A 25216-nucleotide genomic window follows, 5' to 3' on the forward strand; every position below is an offset into this window, starting at 1 on the left:
CCGCAAGGAGATCGGGGGATTACTCGTATTGGCCGAGCAGTCGCTCCATCCGCGCCTCGAGGCGGCGCTTGATTTCGGTTTCGATATGCGGGGCGAAGTCGTCGATCACGTCTTGCATGATCAATTGCGCGGCGGCGCGCAGTTCGCTGTCCAGGTGCAGCAGGGCGTCCGGGCCTTTATCCACAGGGGCGGCGGGCTGCGCGGCAGGTGCTGGAGCGGGAGCAGGAGTGGACTGCGGTTCGACGCTTGGCGACTCGTTGTCGACGGCTTCGAACAGCATGGGAATCTGTTCCTGTTCGCCATCATCGACCGTGTCGGTCAGCAGGGGCGGTTGCAGGTTGTCATCGCCGAGCAGCTGGCGGATCGACTCCAGGTCGTCCAGCAGGTGCACAGGCTTTTGCAGCGGTTTTGGAGTGTCCATCGGCGTACTCAGAGTCGCTGTAAACGGTGGTCTTGCAGAGGATAGCCCTGTTCCCGATAGAAACGGAAACTGTCCCGGGCGGCCTGACGGATTGCCGGGTCTTCGACCACCACTTCCGCCACGCGGGCGAACTGGCTGGCGAAGGGCGGGACTTTCAGGTCGAGGTTGACCAGAAGATCCTGATGCTGACCGCAGTCATCACCCAATCCCAGTACGATCAAACCGTCCGGTTCGCTGTCGGCTGGGCCGTGGGGGACAAAACTCTCGCCCTTGAAGGACCACAGGCGCGCGTCGAGTTCGTCACGCTGGGCGGCATCGCTGCAATGCAGGTAGATGCGGTGGCCCATGCGCCAGGCTTTCTCGGTGAGCTTGCAGGCGAAGTCCAGGCGGGCCGAAGGATCGGCGCTGGGCAGGATATAGAAGTCGACTTTGGTCATTGCGGTTCCTGAGCTGCAAACGGCGCCACCCGAAGGTGACGCCGGCGCAAGTCATCGGTTTCAGGCTTTGGCGCGGTCCAGCAGGTACTGGGTCAGCAGGGGAACCGGACGGCCAGTGGCGCCCTTGTCCTTGCCGCCGCTGGTCCAGGCGGTGCCGGCGATGTCCAGGTGCGCCCAGTTGAGGTTCTTGGTGAAGCGCGACAGGAAGCACGCGGCGGTGATGGTGCCGGCCTTCGGTCCGCCGATGTTGGCGATGTCGGCGAACGGGCTGTCCAGTTGCTCCTGGTATTCGTCGAACAGCGGCAGTTGCCAGGCGCGGTCGTCGGCCGCCTGGCCGGCGCTCAGCAGTTGGCCGATCAGTTCGTCGTTGTTACCCAGCAGGCCCGAGGTGTGCGCACCCAGCGCGACCACGCAGGCACCGGTCAGGGTGGCGATGTCGATCACCGCTTGCGGCTTGAAGCGCTCGGAGTAGGTCAGGGCATCGCACAGCACCAGACGGCCTTCGGCGTCGGTGTTGAGGATTTCCACGGTCTGGCCGCTCATGGTGGTGACGATGTCGCCCGGACGCGAAGCAGTGCCGCTCGGCATGTTCTCGGCGCAGGCCAGGATGCACACCAGGTTGATCGGCAGTTTCAGCTCGAGCACGGCACGCAGGGTGCCGAACACGCTGGCGGCGCCGCCCATGTCGTACTTCATCTCGTCCATGCCGGCGCCCGGCTTCAGGCTGATGCCGCCGGTGTCGAAGGTGATGCCTTTACCCACCAGGGCGTACGGCTTCTCGGATTTCTTGCCGCCGTTGTATTGCATGACGATCAGGCGCGGCGGCTGGGCGCTGCCCTGGCCGACGGCGTAGAACGAACCCATGCCCAGCGCTTTGATCTTCTTCTCGTCGAGGACTTCGACTTTCAGGTCCTTGAACTCTTTGCCGAGGTTCTTGGCCTGTTCGCCCAGGAAAGTCGGGTGGCAGATGTTCGGCGGCAGGTTGCCCAGGTTGCGGGTGAACGCCATGCCGTTGGCGATCGCAGTGGCGTGGGTCACGGCGCGCTGCACTTCGGCCTGGGCGGCCTTGATGGTCAGCAGGGTGATTTTCTTCAGGGCGCGCGGTTCGGCTTTCTGGCTCTTGAACTGATCGAACGTGTATTCGCCATCGACCAGCGATTCGGCCAGCAGACGGGTTTTGCCGTAGCTGTCGCGGTTTTTAACAATAATTTCATCCAGCGCCAGCACGGCATCGCTGCCGCCTAGGCCTTTGAGGGTGTTGAGGATACCGGCAACGATCTTGCGGAACGGGCGGTCGCCCAGCTCTTCGTCCTTGCCCACACCCACCAGCAATACGCGCTCGGCCTTGAGGTTCGGCAGGCTGTGCAGCAACAGGCTCTGGCCGACCTTGCCGGCCAGGTCGCCACGCTTGAGTACGGCGCTGATGGCGCCACCGCTCAGTTCGTCGACCAGTCTGGCCGCAACGCCGAGTTTGCGGCCTTCGCCGACGGCAACCACCAGGGTGGCGGTTTTCAACGTTTCTGGGCTAACGCTTTTTACAACCAGTTCCATGTCCGGATCCCTGAATGAATGGTCAACACGCAGGCGTTCGGCGATGTGCGCAATCGCCTGCTTATAGATAGAAGAAGCGCAGGCCAGCGCCTGCGACAGAGGCGGCAGTGTGAACCTCGCCCACCGCGCCTGACAACCCTCGGTTGTACGATCTTCAACGGATTGCACGCTTGCATGAGTGTGCGCAGTGACAGGCGGGCCCAATCACAGGATAATGCCGCATCTTTTTTCGGCGGCTCTGCCTTGCGGGCCGGCTGATACGTTTGCTTGTTTGGCCGCCTTAGCCTGACAACCCTGGAGTGTCTGGTTTGATCGTCTTCCGTTATCTGTCCCGCGAAGTCCTGTTGACCCTGAGCGCCGTGAGCGCCGTGCTGTTGGTCATCATCATGAGCGGTCGCTTCATCAAATACCTTGCCCAGGCCGCTGCGGGCCAGCTCGATCCGGGATCGCTGTTCCTGATCATGGGCTTCCGCCTGCCGGGCTTCATGCAACTGATCCTGCCGCTGGGCCTGTTCCTCGGGATTCTGCTGGCGTATGGCCGGTTGTACCTGGAAAGCGAAATGACGGTGCTGTCGGCGACCGGCATGAGCCAGCAGCGCCTGTTCCGCATCACCTTGTTCCCGGCCACTCTGGTCGCCCTGGTCGTTGCGTGGCTGAGCCTGAGCCTGGCCCCGCAAGGCGCCAACCAGTTCCAGTTGCTGCTGAACAAGCAGGACGCCCTGACCGAGTTCGACACCCTTGAGCCGGGCCGCTTCCAGGCACTGCGCGACGGGACCCGGGTGACTTACACCGAAACCCTGAGCGACGACCGGGTCAACCTGGGCAGCGTATTCATTTCGCAGAAGAATTTGGGTGCCAACCAGAAAGATCGCGGAATCTCGGTGCTGGTGGCCGAAAAGGGTCGTCAGGAAATCCGTCCCGATGGCAACCGTTACCTGATTCTTGCCAATGGCTACCGTTACGATGGCAGTCCGGGCCAGGCCGATTACCGGGCCATCCATTACGAAACCTATGGCGTGCTGCTGCCCAAGCCCGACGTCAGCGAGGAAGTCACCGACCGTGACGCGATGCCGACCTCGACCCTGCTGGGCAGTGACGACATCCGCTCCAAGACTGAACTGCAATGGCGCCTTTCTCTGCCATTGCTGGTGTTCATCGTGACCCTGATGGCGGTGCCGCTGTCGCGCGTCAACCCGCGCCAGGGGCGTTTCCTCAAGCTGCTGCCGGCGATTCTTCTTTATATGGCTTACCTGACCATCCTGATTGCCGCCCGCGGCGCCCTGGAAAAGGGCAAGATTCCACCGGCCCTCGGCCTGTGGTGGGTGCATGCGATCTTCCTCGCCATCGGCCTTGTCCTGTTGTACTGGGAACCGCTGCGCCTGAAGCTGGCTGCCCGTCGCAGCGCTGCGCTGGAGGTGGCCCGTGGTTAAACTCGACCGCTACATCGGCAGCAGCGTGTTCATGGCGATCATCGCCGTGCTGGCGATCATTCTTGGCCTGGCGACCCTGTTTGCCTTCATCGACGAGATGGGCGATGCCAGCGATACCTACACCCTGGTCGATGTCCTGAGCTTCGTACTGCTCACCGCGCCGCGCCGACTCTACGAAATGCTGCCGATGGCGGCGCTGATTGGTTGCCTGATCGGCCTCGGCAGTCTGGCGAGCAGCAGCGAGCTGACCGTGATGCGAGCGGCTGGCGTGTCGATCGGGCGCATCGTCTGGGCGGTGATGAAGCCGATGCTGGTGCTGATGCTGGCCGGCGTGCTGATCGGCGAGTACGTGGCCCCGGCCACCGAAAGCATGGCGCAGGCCAATCGCTCGCTGGCGCAAGGCAGCGGCGACGCGCAAAGCGCCAAGCACGGTATGTGGCACCGTCAGGGCGATGAGTTCATCCATATCAACGCCGTGCAGCCTAACGGTCTGTTGTATGGCGTGACCCGCTATCACTTCGACAAGGAACGCCACCTGCTGAGCTCCAGCTTCGCCAAGCGCGCCGAGTTCGACGGCAGCCACTGGCAGCTCACCGACATCACCACCACGCTGTTCCATGAGCGCAGCACCGAAGTGGTCAATGCGCCAAGCGAGCGTTGGGACGTGTCGCTGAGCCCGCAGTTGCTGAGCACGGTGGTGATGGCACCGGAATCGCTGTCGATTTCGGGCCTGTGGGGTTACATCCACTATCTGGCCGACCAGGGCCTGAGCAACGGCCGTTACTGGCTGGCGTTCTGGGTCAAGGTGTTGCAGCCGCTGGTGACCGCCGCGCTGGTGTTGATGGCGATTTCCTTCATCTTCGGTCCGCTGCGTTCGGTGACCCTCGGTCAGCGGGTATTTACCGGCGTACTGGTGGGCTTCACCTTCCGCATCGTTCAGGACCTGCTTGGCCCGTCCAGTCTGGTATTCGGCTTCTCGCCGCTGTTCGCGGTGCTGGTGCCTGCCGGTGTCTGTGCGCTGGCGGGGGTCTGGTTGCTGCGTCGAGCCGGTTGATGAACAAGGTTTCACCCAGGCTTTAGCCTTGAAAACGCCCCGGTCGACAGATCGGGGCGTTTTTGCATGCAATCCGGGTGACAGGCGAACGTGACGCTTGCGCCGTGCATCAGGTACAATCCCCGGCTATTTTTCGGCGGGCCAAGCCTGCAGCCTTTTTGAGTGTTGATCCGTGAGTGATTTGAGTCATATCCGCAATTTCTCCATCATCGCCCACATTGACCATGGCAAGTCGACGCTGGCTGACCGCTTCATCCAGATGTGCGGCGGCCTGGCCGATCGTGAAATGGAAGCCCAGGTACTGGACTCCATGGAGCTGGAACGTGAACGCGGGATCACCATCAAGGCCCACAGCGTCACCCTTTATTACAAAGCCAAAGACGGCATCAACTACCAGCTGAACTTCATTGACACCCCGGGCCACGTCGACTTCACCTACGAAGTCAGCCGTTCCCTGGCGGCCTGTGAAGGTGCCTTGCTGGTGGTCGACGCCGGTCAGGGCGTTGAAGCCCAGTCCGTAGCCAACTGCTACACCGCCATCGAGCAGGGCCTTGAGGTCATGCCGGTGCTGAACAAGATCGACCTGCCACAGGCCGAGCCTGATCGCGTCAAGGACGAGATCGAGAAGATCATCGGCATCGACGCTGCCGACGCCGTCACTTGCAGCGCCAAGACCGGCCTGGGTGTCGACGAGGTTCTGGAGCGTCTGGTTGCCACCATTCCTGCGCCGACCGGCGAAATCGACGCGCCACTGCAAGCGCTGATCATCGATTCCTGGTTCGACAACTACCTGGGCGTTGTTTCCCTGGTGCGCGTGCGTCAAGGCCGCGTGAAGAAGGGCGACAAGATCCTGGTGAAATCCACCGGCAAGGTGCATCTGGTCGACAGCGTCGGCGTGTTCACGCCCAAGCACACCAACACCGCCGATCTGAAGGCTGGCGAAGTGGGCTTCATCATTGCCAGCATCAAGGACATTCATGGTGCGCCGGTCGGTGACACCCTGACCCTCAGCTCCACCCCGGACGTTGAAGTGCTGCCCGGCTTCAAACGCATCCAGCCACAGGTTTACGCCGGTCTGTTCCCGGTCAGCTCCGACGACTTCGAGGACTTCCGCGAAGCGTTGCAGAAACTGACCCTGAACGACTCGTCGCTGCAGTACACCCCGGAAAGCTCCGACGCCCTGGGCTTCGGCTTCCGTTGCGGCTTCCTCGGCATGCTGCACATGGAAATCATCCAGGAACGTCTCGAGCGCGAGTACGACCTGGACCTGATCACCACGGCGCCGACGGTAATCTTCGAGCTGGTGCTGAAAACCGGTGAAACGATTTACGTCGATAACCCGTCGAAGCTGCCGGACGTTTCGGCCATCGAAGACATGCGCGAGCCTATCGTGCGCGCCAACATCCTGGTGCCGCAGGAGCACCTGGGCAACGTCATTACCCTGTGCATCGAGAAGCGTGGCGTACAGGTCGACATGCTGTTCCTCGGCAATCAGGTGCAGGTCACCTACGATTTGCCGATGAACGAAGTGGTTCTCGACTTCTTCGACCGTCTGAAATCCACCAGTCGCGGCTATGCTTCGCTGGACTACCATTTCGATCGTTACCAATCGGCTAATCTGGTGAAGCTGGACGTGCTGATCAACGGTGACAAGGTCGACGCCCTGGCGTTGATCGTGCACCGCGACAACTCTCACTTCAAAGGTCGCCAGCTGACCGAGAAGATGAAAGAACTGATTCCTCGTCAGATGTTCGACGTGGCCATCCAGGCCGCCATCGGCGGTCAGATCGTCGCCCGGACAACCGTCAAGGCGCTCAGAAAGAACGTATTGGCCAAATGCTACGGCGGCGACGTGAGCCGTAAGAAAAAGCTGCTTGAAAAGCAGAAGGCCGGTAAGAAACGCATGAAACAGGTGGGCAACGTGGAAATTCCACAAGAAGCCTTCCTCGCCGTGCTCAGGTTGGAATAGTCAGGTCCTATGTCACTAAATTTCCCGCTGTTGCTGGTTATCGCCGTGTTCGTCTGCGGCCTGTTGGCGTTGCTCGATCTGTTGATCCTGGCACCGCGTCGGCGTTCCGCCATCGCTTCGTATCAGGGCAGCGTCAGCCAGCCTGATGTGCTGGTGGTGGAAAAACTGAACAAGGAACCGCTGCTGGTCGAATACGGCAAGTCGTTCTTCCCGGTGCTGTTCATCGTGCTGGTGCTGCGTTCGTTTCTGGTCGAGCCGTTCCAGATTCCGTCCGGCTCGATGAAACCGACCCTGGATGTCGGCGATTTCATTCTGGTGAACAAGTTCTCTTACGGGATCCGCCTGCCGGTGATCGACAAGAAAGTCATCGAAGTCGGTAACCCGCAACGCGGTGATGTGATGGTGTTCCGCTACCCGAGCGATCCGAACGTCAACTACATCAAGCGTGTGGTCGGCCTGCCGGGCGACACGGTGCGCTACACCGCCGACAAGCGCCTGTTCGTCAATGGCGAGTCGATTGCCGAGCAGTTGGTCGGTTCCGAGCCGGGCACCCTGGGCAGCGCGGAGCTGTACAAGGAAAAACTCGGCGAAGCCGAGCACCTGATCCGCAAGGAAATGAGCCGTTACCGCGCCACCCCGGACCATAGCTGGACCGTGCCGGCCGGGCACTACTTCATGATGGGCGACAACCGCGACAACTCGAACGACAGTCGCTACTGGGATGATCCGAACATTCCCAAGGACCTGCTGGGCATGGTTCCCGACCGCAATATCGTCGGCAAGGCCTTCGCGGTCTGGATGAGCTGGCCGGAGCCGAAACTCAGCCACCTGCCGAACTTCTCGCGGGTCGGCCTGATCAAGTAATCACACACGGCGCTGTTGACCACAGCGCCGAATGCATTTCTGGAACCGGCACAATCGGCTCCGTGCGCATGAAGCCAACGAAATTCAGGACGTTATTTTTGAACACAGCGTTAATTGTCCCAGGCCTGCGTCGTATCCCGGCGATGGCAGTGGAAACCAGCCACGAACTCAGCGTGGTCAAACCGTGAGCGTTTCTCTAAGCCGTCTCGAGCGTCAGCTCGGTTATACCTTCAAGGATCAGGAACTGATGGTCCTGGCCCTTACGCACCGCAGTTTTGCCGGGCGCAACAACGAGCGTCTGGAATTTCTTGGCGACGCGATCCTCAACTTTGTCGCCGGCGAAGCGTTGTTCGAACGCTTCCCGCTGGCCCGCGAAGGCCAGTTGTCGCGTTTGCGCGCCCGGCTGGTGAAGGGTGAGACCCTGGCAGTGCTGGCCCGTGGTTTTGATCTGGGCGACTACCTGCGCCTGGGCTCCGGCGAGTTGAAAAGTGGCGGTTTCCGTCGCGAGTCGATCCTGGCCGACGCCCTCGAAGCGCTGATCGGTGCGATCTACCTCGACGCCGGCATGGAAGTGGCCCGCGAGCGCGTGCTGGCCTGGCTGGCCGGCGAATTCGAAGGCCTGACACTGGTCGACACCAACAAGGATCCCAAGACCCGCCTGCAGGAATTCCTGCAATCGCGCAGTTGCGAACTGCCGCGTTACGAGGTCGTGGACATCCAGGGTGAGCCGCACTGCCGAACCTTCTTCGTCGAGTGCGAAGTGGTATTACTGAACGAAAAAAGCCGAGGTCAGGGTGTAAGCCGTCGCATTGCCGAACAGGTAGCGGCCGCCGCAGCACTGATTGCCCTGGGTGTGGAGAATGGCAATGACTGATACAAACGCAACGCGCTGTGGCTATGTTGCCATCGTCGGCCGTCCCAACGTGGGCAAGTCCACGCTGCTGAACCACATCCTGGGTCAGAAGCTGGCGATTACCTCGCGCAAGCCGCAGACCACCCGCCACAACATGCTCGGGATCAAGACCGAAGGCGATGTGCAGGCTATCTACGTCGATACCCCCGGCATGCACAAGGGCGGCGAAAAGGCACTCAACCGCTACATGAACAAGACCGCTTCGGCGGCGTTGAAAGACGTCGACGTGGTGATCTTCGTGGTCGACCGTACCAAGTGGACCGAAGAGGACCAGATGGTGCTGGAGCGCGTGCAGTACGTGACCGGTCCGCTGATCGTCGCGCTGAACAAGACCGACCGCATCGAAGACAAGGCCGAACTGATGCCGCACCTGACCTGGTTGCAGGAACAGTTGCCGAACGCACAGATCATCCCGATTTCGGCGCAGCACGGACACAACCTCGATGCGCTGGAGCGCGTGATCGCCGAGCATCTGCCGGAGAACGATCACTTCTTCCCGGAAGACCAGATCACCGATCGCAGCAGCCGCTTCCTCGCCGCCGAACTGGTGCGCGAGAAGATCATGCGTCAGCTGGGCGCCGAGCTGCCGTACCAGATCACCGTGGAGATCGAAGAGTTCAAGCAGCAGGGCAAGACCCTGCACATCCACGCGCTGATCCTCGTCGAACGTGACGGTCAGAAGAAAATCATCATTGGCGACAAGGGCGAGCGCATCAAGCGCATCGGCACCGAGGCACGCAAGGACATGGAGTTGCTGTTCGACTCCAAGATCATGCTCAACCTGTGGGTCAAGGTGAAGGGCGGCTGGTCCGACGACGAGCGTGCCTTGCGTTCGCTGGGTTACGGCGACCTGTAAAGCCAAGTTTCCGAGACGCCAGAAACCTCTTGTGGGAGCGGGCTTGCCCGCGAATGCGGTTGAACATTCAACGTTTATGTCGAATGACACACCGCTTTCGCGAGCAAGCCCGCTCCCACATTGGTTTCAGGTTGTTTACAGGATCGTGATTCCTTTCGAGAACCCTGACCGCTATGTCGCAAACGCCGCCACCTGCCCAACTCGCCTACGTTCTGCATTCGCGCGCCTACCGCGAGACCAGCGCGCTGGTGGATTTCCTTACGCCGCAAGGTCGGCTGCGGGCGGTATTGCGTAGCGCGCGAGGCAAGGCCGGGACGCTGGCGCGGCCCTTCGTGCCGCTGGAGGTCGAGTTTCGCGGGCGCGGCGAGCTGAAGAATGTCGGGCGCATGGAAGGCGTTGGCACGGCAGCCTGGCTCAATGGCGAGGCGCTGTTCAGTGGTCTCTATCTAAACGAGCTGTTGATCCGTTTGCTGCCCGCCGAAGACCCGCATCCGGCGGTGTTCGATCACTATGCCGCGACCTTGCTGGCACTGGCTGAAGGACGGCCGCTGGAGCCATTGCTGCGATCTTTCGAGTGGCGGCTGCTCGATGATCTGGGCTACGGCTTTGCCTTGAGCACCGATATCCACGGCGAACCTGTCGCGGCGGATGGCCTTTATCGCTTGCAGGTGGATGCCGGGCTAGAGCGGGTCTTTCTGCTGCAGCCGGGCCTGTTCAACGGCACCGAACTGCTGGCCATGGCCGACGCCGACTGGTCGGCCCCCGGCGCGTTGTCCGCCGCCAAGCGCCTGATGCGTCAGGCATTGGCTGTTCATCTTGGTGGTCGGCCTCTTGTCAGTCGCGAACTGTTTCGCAAACCGTAGCCCCGTGTATGCTGTGCGCCGAATCTTTCCATTCAGGAGCGCATCCGTGACCACCAGCAATCGCATTCTTCTTGGCGTGAACATCGACCACGTCGCCACCCTGCGTCAGGCCCGTGGCACGCGCTACCCGGATCCGGTCAAGGCAGCGCTGGACGCGGAAGAGGCGGGTGCCGATGGCATCACCGTGCATCTGCGTGAAGACCGTCGGCACATTCAGGAGCGCGACGTGTTGCTGCTCAAGGACGTGCTGCAAACTCGCATGAACTTCGAAATGGGTGTCACCGAAGAAATGATGGCGTTCGCCGAGCGCATTCGTCCGGCGCACATTTGCCTGGTGCCGGAAACCCGTCAGGAGCTGACCACCGAAGGCGGTCTGGATGTGGCGGGGCAGGAGGCGCGGATCAAGGCTGCCGTTGAGCGTCTGTCGAAAATCGGCAGCGAAGTGTCGCTGTTCATCGACGCTGACGAGCGCCAGATCGCGGCATCGAAGCGGGTCGGCGCGCCGGCCATCGAATTGCACACCGGGCGCTACGCCGATGCCGAAACCCCGACGGAAGTGGCTGAAGAGCTCAAGCGCGTGGCCGACGGGGTGGCGTTTGGTCTGGCCCAGGGCCTGATCGTCAACGCCGGTCATGGTCTGCACTACCACAACGTCGAGGCGGTGGCGGCGATCAAGGGCATCAACGAACTGAACATCGGCCATGCGCTGGTGGCGCATGCGCTGTTCGTGGGCTTCAAGTCGGCGGTGTCGGAGATGAAAGCGCTGATCCTGGCTGCCGCCAAAGCCTGATCATCAACACGAAACACTCATGTGGGAGCGGGTTTGCTCGCGAATGCGGTGCATCAGTCGGAGAGTTGGTCGACTGACACCAAGCCTTCGCGAGCAAGTCCGCTCCCACATTTGTTTTTGGGGCGAGGTTAGAGCGGCGGGGTTTCCTGGGCCGGCTTGGACTTGTCGATCCCCGGCACATGCAGATTGCCCTCGGCGACCTGATCGCCCTCGAGCTGCGGCTGGGTCACCCAGGTCAGGATGTCGTAGTAGCGACGGATGTTCGCCACGAAATGCACGGGTTCGCCGCCACGGGCGTAACCGTAGCGGGTCTTGCTGTACCACTGTTTCTGCGACAGGCGCGGGAGCATCTTCTTCACGTCCAGCCACTTGTCTGGGTTCAAACCTTCCCGGGACGCCAGTTTGCGCGCGTCATCCAGATGGCCGCTGCCGACGTTGTAGGCGGCGAGGGCGAACCATGTGCGGTCCGGCTCCTGAATCGAATCGTCGAGCTGATCCTTCATGTAGGCCAGGTACTTGGCGCCGCCCATGATGCTCTGCTTCGGATCGAGACGGTTGGACACGCCCATGGCCTGGGCGGTGTTCTGGGTCAGCATCATCAGGCCGCGTACGCCGGTCTTCGAGGTGACAGCCGGTTGCCACAGCGATTCCTGATAACCGATGGCGGCCAGCAGGCGCCAGTCGACTTTCTCTTTCTTGGCGTAGGTCTTGAAGTGCTGTTCGTACTTGGGCAGGCGCTGCTGCAAGTGCTGGGCGAAGGTCGTTGCGCCCATGTAGCCGAGCACGTCGACGTGACCGTAGTAGCGATCCTTCAGACGCTGCAGGGTGCCGTTCTTCTGCACCTTGTCCAGGTAGCTGTTGATCTCGTTGAGCAGGCTGTTGTCTTCGCCAGCGGCCACCGCCCAGCTCTGGTTGCGTGCGTCGCCGAGGTCGAAGGCGACGCGGATGTTGGTGAAGTACACCTGGTTCATCGCCACTTCGTTGGAATCGACCAGGGTCAGGTCGATCTGCCCTTCGTCGACCATGCGCAACAGGTCGACCACTTCAACCGCGTCGGACTCTTCGTATTCGATGCCGGGAAATTTCTTTTTCAGCTCTGCCAGTTGCTCGGCGTGGGTGCTGCCCTTGAGCACCATGATCTTCTTGCCCACCAGATCCCCGGCGTCGGTCGGCCGTGACTGGCCGTTGCGGTAGATGACCTGCGGGGTGACTTCGAGGTAGGAGTGGGAGAAGCGCACCTGCTGCTTGCGCTGCTCGCTGCTGACCAGACCGGCGGCGGCGAGGACCGGGCCGTTCGGCTTGCCGATCTGGTCGAACAGATCGTCGAGGTTGTCGGCGGTCTCGATTTTCAGCTCGACCCCCAAATCGTCGGCGAAGCGCTTCACCAGCTCGTATTCGAAGCCGGTTTCACCGCTGCGATCCTGAAAGTAGGTGGCGGGACTGTTGCGGGTGACCACCCGCAGCACGCCATCCTCCTTTACGCGCTCGAGTGTGTTGGGTTTATCAACACAGCCACTGAGCATCAGGAAGAGTCCGGTAGCGATCAGCCATTTGGCGTATCGCGGACGCAAAGCCGTTGGGGAAAACATGTGCGCAGTATACGCAAAGGACCGTGAGCGCCATATCTCGACAGTGAAGGGGTTGTCTGCTAGAGGCTGGAAAACCCCTCGCGAGCCCGCAGGAACGGGCTCTAGCACTGATTTGTGACAGAAAAAATAAGCCGCTGTCCCGCACCCCCGGAATTTGACCTTCGAGGCAGGAACAACGGCCGACATCCGGGTGCAACCGTGCGTAGCGTTTCGGGTGATGTTGAGGGCGGTTTAGGCTAGAATGCACGGCCTCAAAGCACACCCCTTCCCGAGGCTGTCCCGAAGATGTTGATCCTGCGCGGCGCTCCTGCCCTTTCTGCCTTTCGCCACAGCAAACTCCTTGAGCAACTGAGCCAGAAGGTTCCGGCTGTCAGTGGCTTGTATGCTGAATTCGCTCACTTCGCCGAAGTTACCGGCGTCCTGACCGGCGACGAACAGCAGGTGCTCGCGCGCCTTCTGAAGTACGGTCCAAGCGTTCCGGTTCAAGAGCCGACCGGTCGTCTGTTCCTGGTGCTGCCACGGTTTGGCACCATTTCGCCATGGTCGAGCAAGGCCAGCGACATCGCCCGCAACTGCGGTCTGGGCAAGATCCAGCGCCTGGAGCGCGGTATCGCGTTCTACGTGGCCGGCCAGTTCAGCGAAACCGAAGCGCAACAGATTGCAGACGTGCTGCATGACCGCATGACCCAGCTCGTTCTCGGCAACCTCGAGCAGGCCGCCGGCCTGTTCAGCCACGCCGAGCCGAAGCCGCTGACCGCCATCGACATCCTCGGCGGCGGTCGCGCCGCGCTGGAAAAGGCCAACACCGAGCTGGGCCTGGCCCTGGCCGAAGACGAGATCGACTACCTGGTCAACGCCTTCAACGGTCTGAAGCGCAACCCGCACGACATCGAACTGATGATGTTCGCCCAGGCCAACTCCGAGCACTGCCGCCACAAGATCTTCAACGCCAGTTGGGATATTGACGGCGAGAGCCAGGAAAAAAGCCTGTTCGGCATGATCAAGAACACCTATCAGATGCACAGCGAAGGCGTTCTGTCGGCTTACAAGGACAACGCCTCGGTGATCGTCGGCAACGTCGCCGGCCGTTTCTTCCCGGATCCGGAAACCCGCCAGTACGGCGCGGTGCAGGAGCCGGTACACATTCTGATGAAGGTTGAAACCCACAACCACCCGACCGCGATCGCCCCGTTCCCGGGCGCGTCCACCGGTTCCGGTGGCGAGATCCGCGACGAAGGCGCGACCGGTCGTGGCGCCAAGCCGAAGGCCGGCCTGACCGGTTTCACCGTGTCCAACCTGCAGATCCCGGGCTTCGAACAGCCATGGGAAGTGCCGTACGGCAAGCCTGAGCGCATCGTCAACGCCCTCGACATCATGATCGAAGGCCCGTTGGGCGGCGCCGCGTTCAACAATGAATTCGGTCGCCCGGCCCTGACCGGCTACTTCCGTACCTTCGAACAATCGATCACCACCCCGCACGGTGACGAAGTTCGCGGCTACCACAAGCCGATCATGCTGGCTGGCGGCATGGGTAACATCCGTGAAGAGCACGTCAAGAAAGGCGAGATCGTCGTCGGCTCCAAGCTGATCGTGCTGGGCGGCCCGGCGATGCTGATCGGCCTCGGTGGCGGCGCAGCCTCGTCCATGGCCACCGGCACCAGCTCGGCGGACCTGGACTTCGCTTCCGTGCAGCGTGAAAACCCTGAGATGGAGCGTCGTTGCCAGGAAGTCATCGACCGTTGCTGGCAACTGGGCGACAAGAACCCGATCAGCTTCATCCACGACGTCGGCGCGGGCGGTCTGTCCAACGCCTTCCCGGAGCTGGTCAACGACGGCGACCGTGGTGGCCGTTTCGAACTGCGCAACATTCCAAACGACGAGCCGGGCATGGCCCCGCACGAAATCTGGAGCAACGAATCCCAGGAACGTTACGTGCTGGCCGTCGGCCCTGCCGACTTCGAGCGCTTCAAGGCGATCTGCGAACGTGAGCGTTGCCCGTTTGCCGTGGTCGGTGAAGCCACCGCCGAGCCGCAACTGACCGTGACCGACAGCCACTTCGGCAACAACCCGGTGGATATGCCGCTGGAAGTGTTGCTGGGCAAGGCACCGCGCATGCACCGTTCGGTGGTCCGCGAAGCCGAGCTGGGCGACGACTTCGACCCGAGCACTCTGGACATCGGCGAAAGCATCGAACGCGTTCTGCATCACCCGGCCGTCGCCAGCAAGAGCTTCCTGATCACCATCGGCGACCGCACCATCACCGGCCTCGTGGCCCGTGACCAGATGGTCGGCCCATGGCAGGTTCCGGTGGCCGACGTCGCCGTCACCGCCACCAGTTTCGACGTCTACACCGGCGAAGCCATGGCCATGGGCGAACGCACGCCGCTGGCACTGCTGGACGCTCCGGCGTCGGGCCGCATGGCCATCGGTGAAACCCTGACCAACATCGCTGCCTCGCGCATCAACAAGCTCTCCGACATCAAACTGTCGGCGAACTGGATGTCGGCCGCCGGTCACCCGGGTGAAGACGCGCGTCTGTACGACACCGTGAAAGCGGTCGGCATGGAGCTGTGCCCTGAGCTGGGCCTGACCATTCCGGTGGGCAAGGACTCGATGTCCATGGCCACGCGCTGGAACGACAAGGGCGAAGACAAGACCGTCACCTCGCCGATGTCCCTGATCGTGACCGGTTTCGCGCCAGTGGCTGACATCCGTCAGACCCTGACCCCGGAACTGCGCATGGACAAGGGCACCACCGACCTGATCCTGATCGACCTCGGTCGCGGCCAGAACCGCATGGGCGCCTCGATCCTCGCTCAGGTTCACGGCAAGCTCGGCAGCCAGGCACCGGACGTCGACGACGCCGAAGACCTGAAAGCCTTCTTCGCGGTGATCCAGGGCCTCAACGCCGACGGTCACCTGCTGGCTTACCACGACCGTTCCGACGGTGGTCTGCTGACTTCCGTGGTGGAAATGGCTTTTGCCGGCCACTGCGGCCTGAGCCTGAACCTGGACAGCGTTGCCGAAAGCTCCGCTGAACTCGCCGCGATTCTGTTCAACGAAGAGCTGGGTGCGGTGATCCAGGTTCGCCAGGACGCCACGCCGGACATCCTCGCGCAGTTCAGCGCTGCCGGTCTGGGTGACTGCGTGTCGGTGATCGGCCAGCCGATCAACAACGGCCAGATCATCATCACCTTCAACGGCGAAACCGTGTTCGATGGCCAGCGTCGTCTGCTGCAACGTCAGTGGGCCGAAACCAGCTACCAGATCCAGCGTCTGCGCGATAACGCCGACTGCGCCGAGCAAGAGTTCGATGCGCTGCTGGAAGAGGACAATCCGGGCCTGAGCGTCAAGCTGAGTTACGACGTCAACCAGGACGTCGCCGCGCCTTACATCAAGAAAGGCATCCGTCCACAGGTTGCCGTGTTGCGTGAGCAGGGCGTCAACGGTCAGGTGGAAATGGCGGCGGCGTTCGACCGCGCCGGTTTCAACGCGATCGACGTCCACATGAGCGACATTCTGGCCGGCCGCGTCGACCTGAACGAGTTCAAGGGGCTGGTGGCCTGCGGTGGTTTCTCCTACGGCGACGTACTCGGCGCCGGTGAAGGCTGGGCCAAGTCGGCACTGTTCAACAGCCGTGCCCGCGATGCGTTCCAGGGCTTCTTCGAGCGTAACGACAGCTTCACCCTCGGCGTGTGCAACGGTTGCCAGATGATGTCCAACCTGCACGAGCTGATTCCGGGCAGCGAATTCTGGCCGCACTTCGTGCGCAACCGCTCCGAGCAGTTCGAAGCGCGCGTGGCAATGGTGCAGATCCAGGAGTCGAACTCGATCTTCCTGCAGGGCATGGCCGGTTCGCGCATGCCGATCGCCATCGCCCACGGTGAAGGCCATGCCGAATTCGAAAGCGAAGAGGCACTGCTCGAAGCCGATCTGTCCGGTTGCGTGGCGATGCGTTTCGTCGACAACCACGGCAAGGTCACTGAAGCCTACCCGGCTAACCCGAACGGCTCGCCGCGTGGGATCACCGGCCTCACCAGCCGTGACGGTCGCGTAACGATCATGATGCCGCACCCGGAGCGTGTATTCCGTGCCGTGCAGAACTCGTGGCGTTCGGAGGACTGGAACGAAGACGCTCCTTGGATGCGCATGTTCCGTAACGCACGCGTCTGGGTGAACTAAGCGCTGTGTACAAGCTCGCGTTTTTTGTTCCCGACAGTCATGTCGAGGTGGTCAAAAGCGCCGTATTCGCTGCCGGTGGCGGGCGGATCGGAGACTATGACCACTGCGCGTGGCAGGTGCTGGGTCTGGGCCAGTTTCGACCGTTGGACGGCAGTCAGCCATTCATTGGTCAGGCGGGGCAGGTTGAGCGGGTCGAGGAGTGGAAGGTCGAGCTTGTTGTCTGCGATGAGTTGATTCATGGGGTGGTGGGGGCTTTGAAGTCTAGCCATCCTTACGAGACGCCGGCTTATGAGGTTTGGCGGTTGGAGGATTTTTGATCTTCCTTGGCTGCTGAAACGGGAAACCCGCTGAGAGTGATTTCAGCGGGTTTTTTGGTTTCTGGGGTTTGGGGTTGGGATTGAGTGAATATCCGTTGCTGCGGGTGTTGCTGATGGCGGTTTCGCCCTTACGGCGAGTCACCTTTTTCAAACGCCAAAAAGGTAACCCAAAAGGCTAGGCCACGGCGTACGGCACCTCGCTGTGGCTCGGTGTTCCTTCGTTCCGGAATTCATCCGGGGGCATCGCCTACGGTTTGCTTCGCTGCACCTCCTCTCGATGCATGCGGCTTCGCCGCACGGTCGCTGCGCTCCCACCCCCGGATAAATCCCTCCACTCAGCCTTCCGATGTGGCCAGCACGTCAAAAGCTTTACTCGAGCTAACGCTCATCGTGTTGAGTGGTGGGGAGCGAAAGCAGAAGCTGAAGCTGAAGCAGGAGCAGGAGCAGGAGCAGGAGCAAGGAGCAGAAGAAGGGGAGGAAGCAAAGGAAGCAGAGGAAGCAGAGGAAGCACGATTCGAGTTGCATGCATTTCATACCCCGAGTTCACCTCGGTTTTTCACGTCGGCGTACCTCCCCCAAACAACTCGGTCAGTCCCCTCTCCCTCCGGGAGAGGGGAGATTCTGAGTCCGCACCAAGATGCGTCAAATCACCCCCACCCATCGATTCAGAGGTCGCCCTAAACCTTGGCACTCACCTCACTCCGATTGACCAACCCCTCCAGCGCCACACTCAAACTCTGCGCCCGTTCTCCCACCAACAGATGCCACACGCCATCTTCCAGCGCGCTGACACCCAAACATCCAAGCTCTTTCAATCGGCTTTCCGAGAGCACCTTGCCATCGGCCAGTTGCAGGCGAATCCGGCTCATGGCGATGCAGTCGAGTTGCAGCACGTTGTCGCTGCCGCCCAGGGCGGTCAGCCATTGCTGGGCCTGGGGTGTGGAGACTGCGACGGGCTGGCTGGTTTCGATGATCGTGACAGGAGCAGTCGCTGCGACTCGGCCCAATGCGGGCATCGCCAGGCGAATCTCATCGGCAATGCTGTCGGCCATCGGCCCGACAACCACCTGCAAGCTCCCGCCCTTGCCCGGACGAACCACGGCCATTGCGCCCAACGCTTTCAAGTCCGCATCGGAGGCTTTGTTGCGATCGACCATTTCCAGTCGCAGTCGCGTGGTGCATGCGCCGACGGTGACCAGATTTTCCGCGCCGCCGAGTGCCTTGATGTACGCGCCGGCGCGTTCGTTTTCGGTCAGGACCGCTTTGTCGGTGGTGGCGACGTCTTCGCGTCCCGGGGTTTTCAGGTTGAAGCGGCGGATGCAGAAATCGAACACCGCGTAGTAGATCACGGCATACGCCAGGCCTACCGGCACCACCAGCCAGCCGTTGGTGGAACGTCCCCAACCCAGCACCATGTCGATGAAGCCGCCGGAGAAGGTGAAGCCCAAGTGAATGTTCAATGCGTTGGTGATTGCCATCGACAGGCCGGTCAGCAGTGCATGCACCAGGTACAGCAGCGGGGCGAGGAACATGAAGGCGAATTCGATGGGTTCGGTAACGCCGGTCAGGAACGAGGTCAGGGCCATCGACAGGAAGATCCCGCCCATCACCTTGCGCCGTTCCGGCAGGGCGTTGCGGTACATCGCCAGGCAGGCGGCGGGCAGGCCGAAGATCATCATCGGGAACATGCCGGTCATGAACTGGCCGCCCTTCGGATCGTCGGCGAAGTAGCGCGACAGGTCGCCGGTGACCAGCGCACCCGTGGTCGGGTCGGTGAAGTTGCCGAACACGAACCACGCCATGTTGTTGAGGATGTGGTGCAGGCCGGTGACGATCAGCAGGCGGTTGAACACGCCGAACACGAACGCACCGAAGCTGCCGCTTTCCATCATCAGGCTGCCGAAGCTGTTGATGGCGTGCTGGATCGGCGGCCAGATGTAGCCGAACACCACGCCCAGGCCGACGGCGGCGAATCCGGTGACGATCGGCACGAAGCGCCGGCCGCCGAAGAACGCCAGGTATTCCGGCAGTTTGATGTCCTTGAAACGGTTGTACAGCGCGCCAGCCATCAGGCCGCTGACAATCCCGGCGAGCATGCCCATGTTGATGCTGGCGTCGAGCACCTTGAGGGTCGAGATCATCACCAGATAGCCGATCACCCCGGCCAGGCCTGCCGTGCCGTTGTTGTCCCGGGCGAAGCCGACCGCGATGCCGATGGCGAAGATCATCGCCAGGTTGGCGAAGATCACCTGGCCGGCATCGTGAATGATCGCAATGTTCAAAAGATCGGTGTCGCCCAGGCGCAGCAGCAGGCCGGCGATCGGCAGGATCGCGATCGGCAGCATCAGTGCGCGGCCCAGGCGTTGCAGGCCTTCGATGAAGAGTTGGTACATGGCGGTTCTCCTTCTTGTTGTTATTAGCGCAGGGGCCAGTGTTGATGGCAGGCATGGCGCACCGCCGAGGCGCTGCCGAGCTTGAGCAGTTCGTGGCTCTGGCGCTGGCATTCGGCCTGGTCGAGCTGGCGTACGCGATCCTTGATTTCACCGATTTGCACCGGGCTCACCGACAGTTCGCTGACACCCAGGCCGATCAGTACCGGCGTTGCCAGCGGGTCCGAGGCCAGGGCGCCGCAGACGCCGACCCAGCGTTTGTGCACCGCCGCGCCTGCGCAGGTCTGGGCGATCAACCGCAGCAGCGCCGGATGCAACGCGTCGACCCGCGCGGCGAGGCCGGCGTGGTCGCGGTCCATCGCCAGGGTGTATTGCGACAGGTCGTTGGTGCCGATCGACAGGAAGTCGGCGTGTTCGGCCAGTTGTTCGGCCAACAGGGCGGCGGCCGGGACTTCGATCATCACGCCGACTTCCGGGCGCTGCGCGATGCCCAGTTCGATGCACAGGGCATCGACCCGTTGGCGGATGTGCAGCAACTCATCGACCTCCGTGACCATCGGCAACAGGATCCGGCAACGGTGCAGCGGTCGGGTTTGCAGCAGCGCGCGCAGTTGCTGGTCGAGGATTTCCGGACGGGCCTGGGCCAGGCGAATGCCGCGCAAGCCGAGCACCGGGTTGGCTTCGGCCGGCAGGGGCAGGTAATCGAGTTGTTTGTCGCCACCGACGTCGATGGTGCGGATGATCACCGATTTGTCGCCCATGGCATCGAGTACGGCTTGATAGGCACTGCGCTGTTCTGCCTCGTCGGGCGCGGTCTGGCGGTCGACGAAGAGGAATTCGGTGCGCAGCAGGCCGACGCCGTCGGCGCCGTTGGCAAGGGCGTCCGCCGCTTCGGGGCTGGAGGCGACATTGGCGGCCACTTCAATCGACACGCCATCGCGGGTGTGCGCTGGCAGATGAGCCTGGGCTTGCTGCGCTTCGCGGCGTTGCTGGCGTTCGAGTTGAATCTGGTGCACATCAGTGAGGCGTTCGGCAGCGGGCTTCAGTTCGAGGCGCCCGCCATCGGCGTCGAGCACCACCGCCAGGCCTTGCGCCTGATCGAGCAACGCCGAGCCCACTGCGACCAGGCATGGCAGGCCTTTGCCCCGCGCCAGAATCGCTACGTGGGAGGTCGCGCCTCCCTCGGCCATGCACAACCCGGCGACGCCCTGGGCGCTCAGTTGCAGCAGATCCGAGGGTGTCAGTTCATGGGCGGCGACGATGGCGCCGGTCGGTACTTCGTAATGCCAGGCCTCGCCGAGCAGGGCACGCAACACCCGTTGCCGTAGATCGCGCAGGTCGTTGGCGCGCTCGGCCAGCAAGGCGCTGCCGGTGTGTTGCAGCACCTCGCATTGCACGTCGATGGACTGGCTCCAGGCATGGGTCGCGGCGCAGCCTCGGGCGATCGATTGCTGCGCGGCGTCGAGCAGGGCCGGATCTTCCAGCAAGGCCAGGTGCGCGGCGAAGATCGCTTCTTCGTCGTTGTTGCGCTGCTTGCGGGCCTGGGCGAGAGTGCCGTCGATTTCGCGGCGCACTTGATCGAGTGCCGCGTCGAGGGCTTGCTGTTGTCGGGCGGGGTCATGGTCGCCGGAGTCGGGTGGCAGGCTGATCGCATTCAAACGAAACAGCGGCCCGCCGACCAACCCGGGTGCTGCGCAGACACCGTGCAGCACGCCTGCCTCGGCGGGGCGGTTGCGCGGTGCAATCACAACGGGCGCGGCGACGTGATGATCTTCCGGCAGGGCGGTGGACAAGGCACCGAGCAACGCTTGCAACGCTGCTTGCGCATCCACGCCCTGACAGCTGACCTGCACCTCATCCTGCTCGCCCACCGCCAGTCCCATCAGGCCGATCAGGCTGTTGCACGGCGCGGTCTTGCCGGCGAAGTGCAACTGCGACTGGCTCTTGAATCCTTGTGCGGTCTGGCGGATAAGCGCCGCCGGACGCGCATGCAGACCGCCGCGATGGGCGACGCGGACATGGCCGTGAACCTCGGGGCCGGTCTGCTCATTGGCATTCACCGCCGTGTTTTGCCGGGCGACGATGTGCAGCAACGGTTCGCCGACCTTGACGTTTTTCAGGGTGATGGGGCGAGCCTGGAAGTCCGAACTGTTGGTCAGGATCAACAGACTGACGAGGCTTTTGCACTGACGGCCGACCTTGTCCAGGTCATAGCGCAACAACGGTTGGCCGGCGCTGACCCGCACACCTTCCTTGACCAGCATCGAGAACCCTTCGCCCTGCAACTCGACCGTATCCAGCCCCAGGTGCAGGAGGATCTCCGCACCGTTGTCGGCGCGCACGGTCAGCGCATGGCCGGTGCGGGCGACATGGATCACCACCCCGGCACACGGCGAATACAGGGTGTCGTTCAACGGATCGATGGCGATCCCGTCGCCCATCGCGCCGCTGGCGAACACCGCGTCCGGGACTTTGGCGAGGGTCAGCACCGGGCCGCTGAGCGGGGCGCTTAGGGTCAGCTCTTTATTGTTGTTGTGCATGGCTCGGTCTCATCGGGAATCGGTTGGGCGCAATCAATGGGTTCGGGTGACTTTGCTCAGGTGCCGTGGCTGATCCGGGTCCATGCCTCGGGCCACTGCAAGACCGGCCGCCATCACATAGAAACTCTGGATCGCCAGAATCGGGTCGAGGGCCGGATGCTGGGCGCGGGTCAACGTCAGATCGCGTTCGAGTACGTCGTCCGGCGCGGCCAGCAACACCCGGGCGCCACGCTGGCGCATGTCGGCGGCCAGGCTGAGCAGACCGGCCTGCTCGGCACCGCGCGGGGCGAACACCAGCAGCGGATAGTTTTCATCGATCAGGGCCATCGGGCCGTGGCGGACTTCGGCGCTGCTGAAGGCTTCGGCCTGGATCGCCGAGGTTTCCTTGAATTTCAGCGCCGCTTCCTGGGCGATGGCGAAACCGGCGCCACGGCCGATCACCATCAGCCGCTGGCAATCGCGCAGCGCGTCGATGGCCGGACTCCAGTCCTGTTGCGCGGCCTCGCGCAGACCTTCGGGCAGGGCATCGTGAGCCTGGAGCAGTTCCGGATCGTCCTTCCAGTGGCCGATCAATCGGGCGCTGGCGCTGAGGGTGGCGATAAAACTCTTGGTCGCGGCGACGCTGCTTTCGGTCCCGGCGAGCAGCGGCACGCTGAACTCACACGCGGCTTCCAGTGGCGAGGCTTCGGCGTTGACCATGGCAATGCTCAGGGCGCCGCGTTTGCGCAGCAGGCGCAGACTGTTGACCAGGTCCGGGCTCTGCCCCGACTGGGAAAAGGCGAAAGCCACCTGACCGCTGACCTTCAACGGCGCCTGCTGCATGGTCACCACCGACATCGGCAGCGACGCCACCGGAATCCCCAGTTGCTGCATGGTCAGGTAGGCGAAATAGCTCGCGGCGTGATCGGAGCTGCCACGGGCGACGGTCATCACCACTTGCGGCGGCTGACGGCGCAGGCGTCCGGCGATCTCGATCATCGGCGCTTCGAGCTGTTGCAGTTGGGCTTGCACGGCCTCGAACGAGGACAGCGCCTCTTCAAGCATTTTTGAAGTCAATGTCTTCTCCTTCGACCATGACGGCGGTCAGTGTGAGTGCGCGATCCAGCCGCACGCAGTCGGCCCAGGCACCGGGTTGCAGGCGCCCGCGTTCAGTGATGCCGAGGTAGTCGGCGGGAAATTGCGACAGGCGCTGCGAGGCTTCGGCGATCGGCAGGCCGATCTTCACCAGATTGCGCAGGGCCTGGTCCATGGTCAGGGTGCTGCCGGCCAGCGTGCCGTCCGGCAGGCGCACGCCGCCCAGGCATTTGGTCACGGTGTGGCTGCCGAGCTTGTATTCGCCGTCGGGCATGCCGGCGGCGGCGGTCGAATCGGTGACGCAGTACAGGCACGGGATCGAGCGCAGGGCCACGCGGATCGCGCCGGGGTGGACGTGCAGCAAGTCCGGAATCAGCTCGGCGAACTTCGCATGGGCCAGCGCTGCACCGACGATCCCCGGCTCGCGGTGATGCAGCGGGCTCATGGCGTTGTACAGGTGGGTGAAACTGCTGGCGCCGGCCTCCAGCGCGGCCACGCCTTCCTCATAACTGCCGAGGGTGTGACCGATCTGCATACGGATGCCACGGGCGCTGAGGGCGCGGATCAAGGCGTCATGACCGGCGATTTCCGGGGCGATGGTGATCACCCGGATCGGCGCCAGCGTCAGGTATTCCTCGACTTCGGCCATCAACGCGGTGTGGGCGAAGTTCGGTTGCGCGCCGAGTTTGCCGGGGTTGATGTACGGCCCTTCGAGATGCACGCCGAGTATCCGGGCGGCACCTTTCTTACGCTGTTCGCAGAATTCTCCGACCTGTTTCAGGACGCTGGCGATTTCGGCACTTGGCGCGGTCATCGTGGTGGCCAGCAGCGAGGTGGTGCCGAAACGCACATGGGTCCGGGTGATGGTATCGAAGGCGCTGGCGCCTTCCATGATGTCTTTGCCGCCACCGCCATGGACGTGCAGGTCGATGAAACCCGGCAGCAGATAAGGCAGGTCATTGTCGGCCGGATCGCAGGGCACGCCCTCGATGGACACGACCTTGCCGTGTTCGTGGATCAGCCGGCCGCGTACCCAGCCGTTGGCAGTGAGGATGTTGTCTTCGGACATTTTGGCTCTCGCTTTTGGCCGCGCTGTTTCAGCGGCGCAGCTCTGCAACAAAGTCGTAGTAATCGTTGCGGCAATAGGTGTCGGTGACTTCGATCGGGGTGTTGTCTTCGAGGTAGCCCACCCGGGTCATCAGCAGCATTGCCGTGCCGGGGGCGATGCCGACCAGCGCGGCGAACTCGTCGGAGGCGTTGATCGCCTGAATGTGCTGCAAGGCGCGGACGATGGGCTTGCCCAGACCGTCGAGGAATTCGTACAGCGAATCGCCCACCGCTTGCGGCTTGGGCATGATCGAGGCGGGCAGGGTGCTCATTTCGATCGCCATCACCGTGTCATCGGCTTTGCGCAGGCGCTTGAGGCGCGCCACCTTGTCGTTCGGCGACAGGCTGAGGCGGATCAGTTCTTCGTGGGTCGGCAGGGTGATTTCCCGCTCCAGCCATTGCGAACTGGGCACGAACCCCTTGAGGCGGAGCATTTCGCTGAACCCGGAAAGGCGTGACAGCGGTTGTTCCAGGCGCGGAGTGATGAACGTGCCGGAACCTTGCAAACGACGGATCAGCCCCTGGTCGAGCAACACTTCCAGGGCTTTGCGCGCGGTGACCCGGGAGATGCCCAGCAGTTCGCTGAGGTTGCGCTCCGAGGGCATCGCCTGTTCGGCTTTCCACTGGCCGGCATGAATCGCCGCTTCCAGGTTACGCGCCAGTTGCAGGTACAGCGGCGTCGGCTGGGAGTCGTCGGGACGTAGGGCGTGGAGGTCGTTCATGTAGGTTATTTCCGGCGCTGATATAGGATTGTTGTCGCTCGGTTGTGCGGCGAAACCTAATACCACTTGCATACCATGTCAACGCGTCGAAATTGCCTGAAGCCCTTTAAAACCGGGCGATTTAGAGGGGGTGGTCGCAAGTGGTAT

19 protein-coding genes are annotated in these 25216 nt (G+C 62.4%); 10 read left to right on the forward strand and 9 right to left on the reverse strand.

Going from position 1 to position 25216, the window contains the following annotated elements; translation table 11 throughout:
* Positions 1–19 precede the first annotated feature (19 nt).
* Genes KVQ74_RS16975 through KVQ74_RS16985 form a run of 3 tightly spaced genes read right to left on the reverse strand, consistent with a single transcriptional unit; the run spans position 20 to position 2409 of the window.
* Positions 20–421: a DNA polymerase III subunit chi gene (locus KVQ74_RS16975; protein WP_217832325.1), complete on the reverse strand. Its 402-nt coding sequence runs from the start codon at positions 419–421 to the stop codon at positions 20–22.
* Positions 422–429: 8 nt separating this feature from the next.
* The gene (locus KVQ74_RS16980) at positions 430–858 is read right to left on the reverse strand and encodes a DNA polymerase III subunit chi (RefSeq protein ID WP_217832326.1); all 429 of its coding nucleotides are present in this window, start codon (positions 856–858) and stop codon (positions 430–432) included.
* A 60-nt stretch (positions 859–918) separates the two neighbouring features.
* Entirely contained in the window at positions 919–2409 is a 1491-nt protein-coding gene (locus KVQ74_RS16985) for a leucyl aminopeptidase (RefSeq protein WP_217832327.1), read from the reverse strand.
* A gap of 308 nt (positions 2410–2717) precedes the next feature.
* Here KVQ74_RS16985 and lptF point away from each other — a divergent pair, with 308 nt between their 5' ends.
* The 8 genes from lptF (at position 2718) to pdxJ (ending at position 11148) form a co-directional block, all read left to right on the forward strand.
* A complete protein-coding gene (lptF, locus tag KVQ74_RS16990; RefSeq protein WP_217832328.1) occupies positions 2718–3839 on the forward strand; it encodes an LPS export ABC transporter permease LptF in 1122 nt (373 codons plus the stop codon).
* The gene (lptG, locus tag KVQ74_RS16995) at positions 3832–4893 is read left to right on the forward strand and encodes an LPS export ABC transporter permease LptG (protein ID WP_217832329.1); all 1062 of its coding nucleotides are present in this window, start codon (positions 3832–3834) and stop codon (positions 4891–4893) included. Before lptF ends, lptG begins: the two co-directional genes overlap by 8 nt.
* Positions 4894–5065: 172 nt before the next feature.
* The gene (gene lepA, locus KVQ74_RS17000; protein ID WP_217832330.1) at positions 5066–6862 is read left to right on the forward strand and encodes a translation elongation factor 4; all 1797 of its coding nucleotides are present in this window, start codon (positions 5066–5068) and stop codon (positions 6860–6862) included.
* A 9-nt stretch (positions 6863–6871) separates the two neighbouring features.
* Positions 6872–7726 (forward strand): signal peptidase I, encoded by an 855-nt coding sequence (gene lepB, locus KVQ74_RS17005; protein WP_217832331.1) that lies wholly within the window; start codon positions 6872–6874, stop codon positions 7724–7726.
* Positions 7727–7910: 184 nt separating this feature from the next.
* Positions 7911–8600, forward strand: a complete 690-nt coding sequence (gene rnc, locus KVQ74_RS17010; RefSeq protein WP_217832332.1) for a ribonuclease III — start codon at positions 7911–7913, stop codon at positions 8598–8600.
* Positions 8593–9495 carry a GTPase Era gene (gene era / locus KVQ74_RS17015; protein ID WP_217832333.1) on the forward strand — a complete coding sequence of 301 codons (903 nt, stop codon included), beginning with the start codon at positions 8593–8595 and terminating at the stop codon, positions 9493–9495. Before rnc ends, era begins: the two co-directional genes overlap by 8 nt.
* Positions 9496–9668: 173 nt before the next feature.
* The gene (recO, locus tag KVQ74_RS17020; RefSeq protein WP_217832334.1) at positions 9669–10358 is read left to right on the forward strand and encodes a DNA repair protein RecO; all 690 of its coding nucleotides are present in this window, start codon (positions 9669–9671) and stop codon (positions 10356–10358) included.
* Between the two features lie 46 nt (positions 10359–10404).
* A complete protein-coding gene (gene pdxJ, locus KVQ74_RS17025; RefSeq protein ID WP_217832335.1) occupies positions 10405–11148 on the forward strand; it encodes a pyridoxine 5'-phosphate synthase in 744 nt (247 codons plus the stop codon).
* 128 nt (positions 11149–11276) lie between these two features.
* On the opposite strand, the gene mltF is transcribed toward pdxJ, so the two are convergent.
* Positions 11277–12737, reverse strand: a complete 1461-nt coding sequence (gene mltF / locus KVQ74_RS17030) for a membrane-bound lytic murein transglycosylase MltF (protein WP_217832336.1) — start codon at positions 12735–12737, stop codon at positions 11277–11279.
* Positions 12738–13022: 285 nt separating this feature from the next.
* Between mltF and purL the strand changes: the two genes are divergently transcribed.
* Positions 13023–16919 (forward strand): phosphoribosylformylglycinamidine synthase, encoded by a 3897-nt coding sequence (gene purL / locus KVQ74_RS17035; RefSeq protein WP_217832337.1) that lies wholly within the window; start codon positions 13023–13025, stop codon positions 16917–16919.
* Between the two features lie 5 nt (positions 16920–16924).
* A complete protein-coding gene (locus KVQ74_RS17040; protein ID WP_217832338.1) occupies positions 16925–17236 on the forward strand; it encodes a YqfO family protein in 312 nt (103 codons plus the stop codon).
* Between the two features lie 677 nt (positions 17237–17913).
* Here KVQ74_RS17040 and nagE read toward each other — a convergent pair.
* From nagE to KVQ74_RS17065, 5 genes are read right to left on the reverse strand one after another with little or no spacing between them, the layout of a single operon-like run.
* Positions 17914–19629, reverse strand: coding sequence for an N-acetylglucosamine-specific PTS transporter subunit IIBC (nagE, locus tag KVQ74_RS17045; protein ID WP_217832339.1), 1716 nt, complete (start codon positions 19627–19629; stop codon positions 17914–17916).
* A gap of 23 nt (positions 19630–19652) precedes the next feature.
* Positions 19653–22166, reverse strand: a complete 2514-nt coding sequence (gene ptsP / locus KVQ74_RS17050; protein WP_217832340.1) for a phosphoenolpyruvate--protein phosphotransferase — start codon at positions 22164–22166, stop codon at positions 19653–19655.
* 33 nt (positions 22167–22199) lie between these two features.
* Positions 22200–23210 carry an SIS domain-containing protein gene (locus KVQ74_RS17055; protein WP_404822695.1) on the reverse strand — a complete coding sequence of 337 codons (1011 nt, stop codon included), beginning with the start codon at positions 23208–23210 and terminating at the stop codon, positions 22200–22202.
* Positions 23203–24309 (reverse strand): N-acetylglucosamine-6-phosphate deacetylase, encoded by a 1107-nt coding sequence (gene nagA, locus KVQ74_RS17060; protein ID WP_217832342.1) that lies wholly within the window; start codon positions 24307–24309, stop codon positions 23203–23205. Before nagA ends, KVQ74_RS17055 begins: the two co-directional genes overlap by 8 nt.
* A 28-nt stretch (positions 24310–24337) precedes the next feature.
* A complete protein-coding gene (locus tag KVQ74_RS17065; RefSeq protein ID WP_217832343.1) occupies positions 24338–25069 on the reverse strand; it encodes a GntR family transcriptional regulator in 732 nt (243 codons plus the stop codon).
* Positions 25070–25216 lie beyond the last annotated feature (147 nt).

The organism is Pseudomonas botevensis (assembly GCF_019145475.1).
In the GTDB taxonomy this organism is placed as follows: domain Bacteria; phylum Pseudomonadota; class Gammaproteobacteria; order Pseudomonadales; family Pseudomonadaceae; genus Aquipseudomonas; species Aquipseudomonas botevensis.

Coding starts and splice junctions, on each gene's coding strand:
- era (WP_217832333.1), top strand. CDS start 8,593: ATGACTGATACAAACGCAACGCGCTGTGGCTATGTTGCCATCGTCGGC.
- purL (WP_217832337.1), top strand. CDS start 13,023: ATGTTGATCCTGCGCGGCGCTCCTGCCCTTTCTGCCTTTCGCCACAGC.
- KVQ74_RS16975 (WP_217832325.1), bottom strand. CDS start 421: ATGGACACTCCAAAACCGCTGCAAAAGCCTGTGCACCTGCTGGACGAC.
- nagE (WP_217832339.1), bottom strand. CDS start 19,629: ATGTACCAACTCTTCATCGAAGGCCTGCAACGCCTGGGCCGCGCACTG.
- KVQ74_RS16985 (WP_217832327.1), bottom strand. CDS start 2,409: ATGGAACTGGTTGTAAAAAGCGTTAGCCCAGAAACGTTGAAAACCGCC.
- KVQ74_RS17065 (WP_217832343.1), bottom strand. CDS start 25,069: ATGAACGACCTCCACGCCCTACGTCCCGACGACTCCCAGCCGACGCCG.
- recO (WP_217832334.1), top strand. CDS start 9,669: ATGTCGCAAACGCCGCCACCTGCCCAACTCGCCTACGTTCTGCATTCG.
- nagA (WP_217832342.1), bottom strand. CDS start 24,309: ATGTCCGAAGACAACATCCTCACTGCCAACGGCTGGGTACGCGGCCGG.
- KVQ74_RS17055 (WP_404822695.1), bottom strand. CDS start 23,210: ATGCTTGAAGAGGCGCTGTCCTCGTTCGAGGCCGTGCAAGCCCAACTG.
- mltF (WP_217832336.1), bottom strand. CDS start 12,737: ATGTTTTCCCCAACGGCTTTGCGTCCGCGATACGCCAAATGGCTGATC.
- ptsP (WP_217832340.1), bottom strand. CDS start 22,166: ATGCACAACAACAATAAAGAGCTGACCCTAAGCGCCCCGCTCAGCGGC.
- KVQ74_RS16980 (WP_217832326.1), bottom strand. CDS start 858: ATGACCAAAGTCGACTTCTATATCCTGCCCAGCGCCGATCCTTCGGCC.
- lepB (WP_217832331.1), top strand. CDS start 6,872: ATGTCACTAAATTTCCCGCTGTTGCTGGTTATCGCCGTGTTCGTCTGC.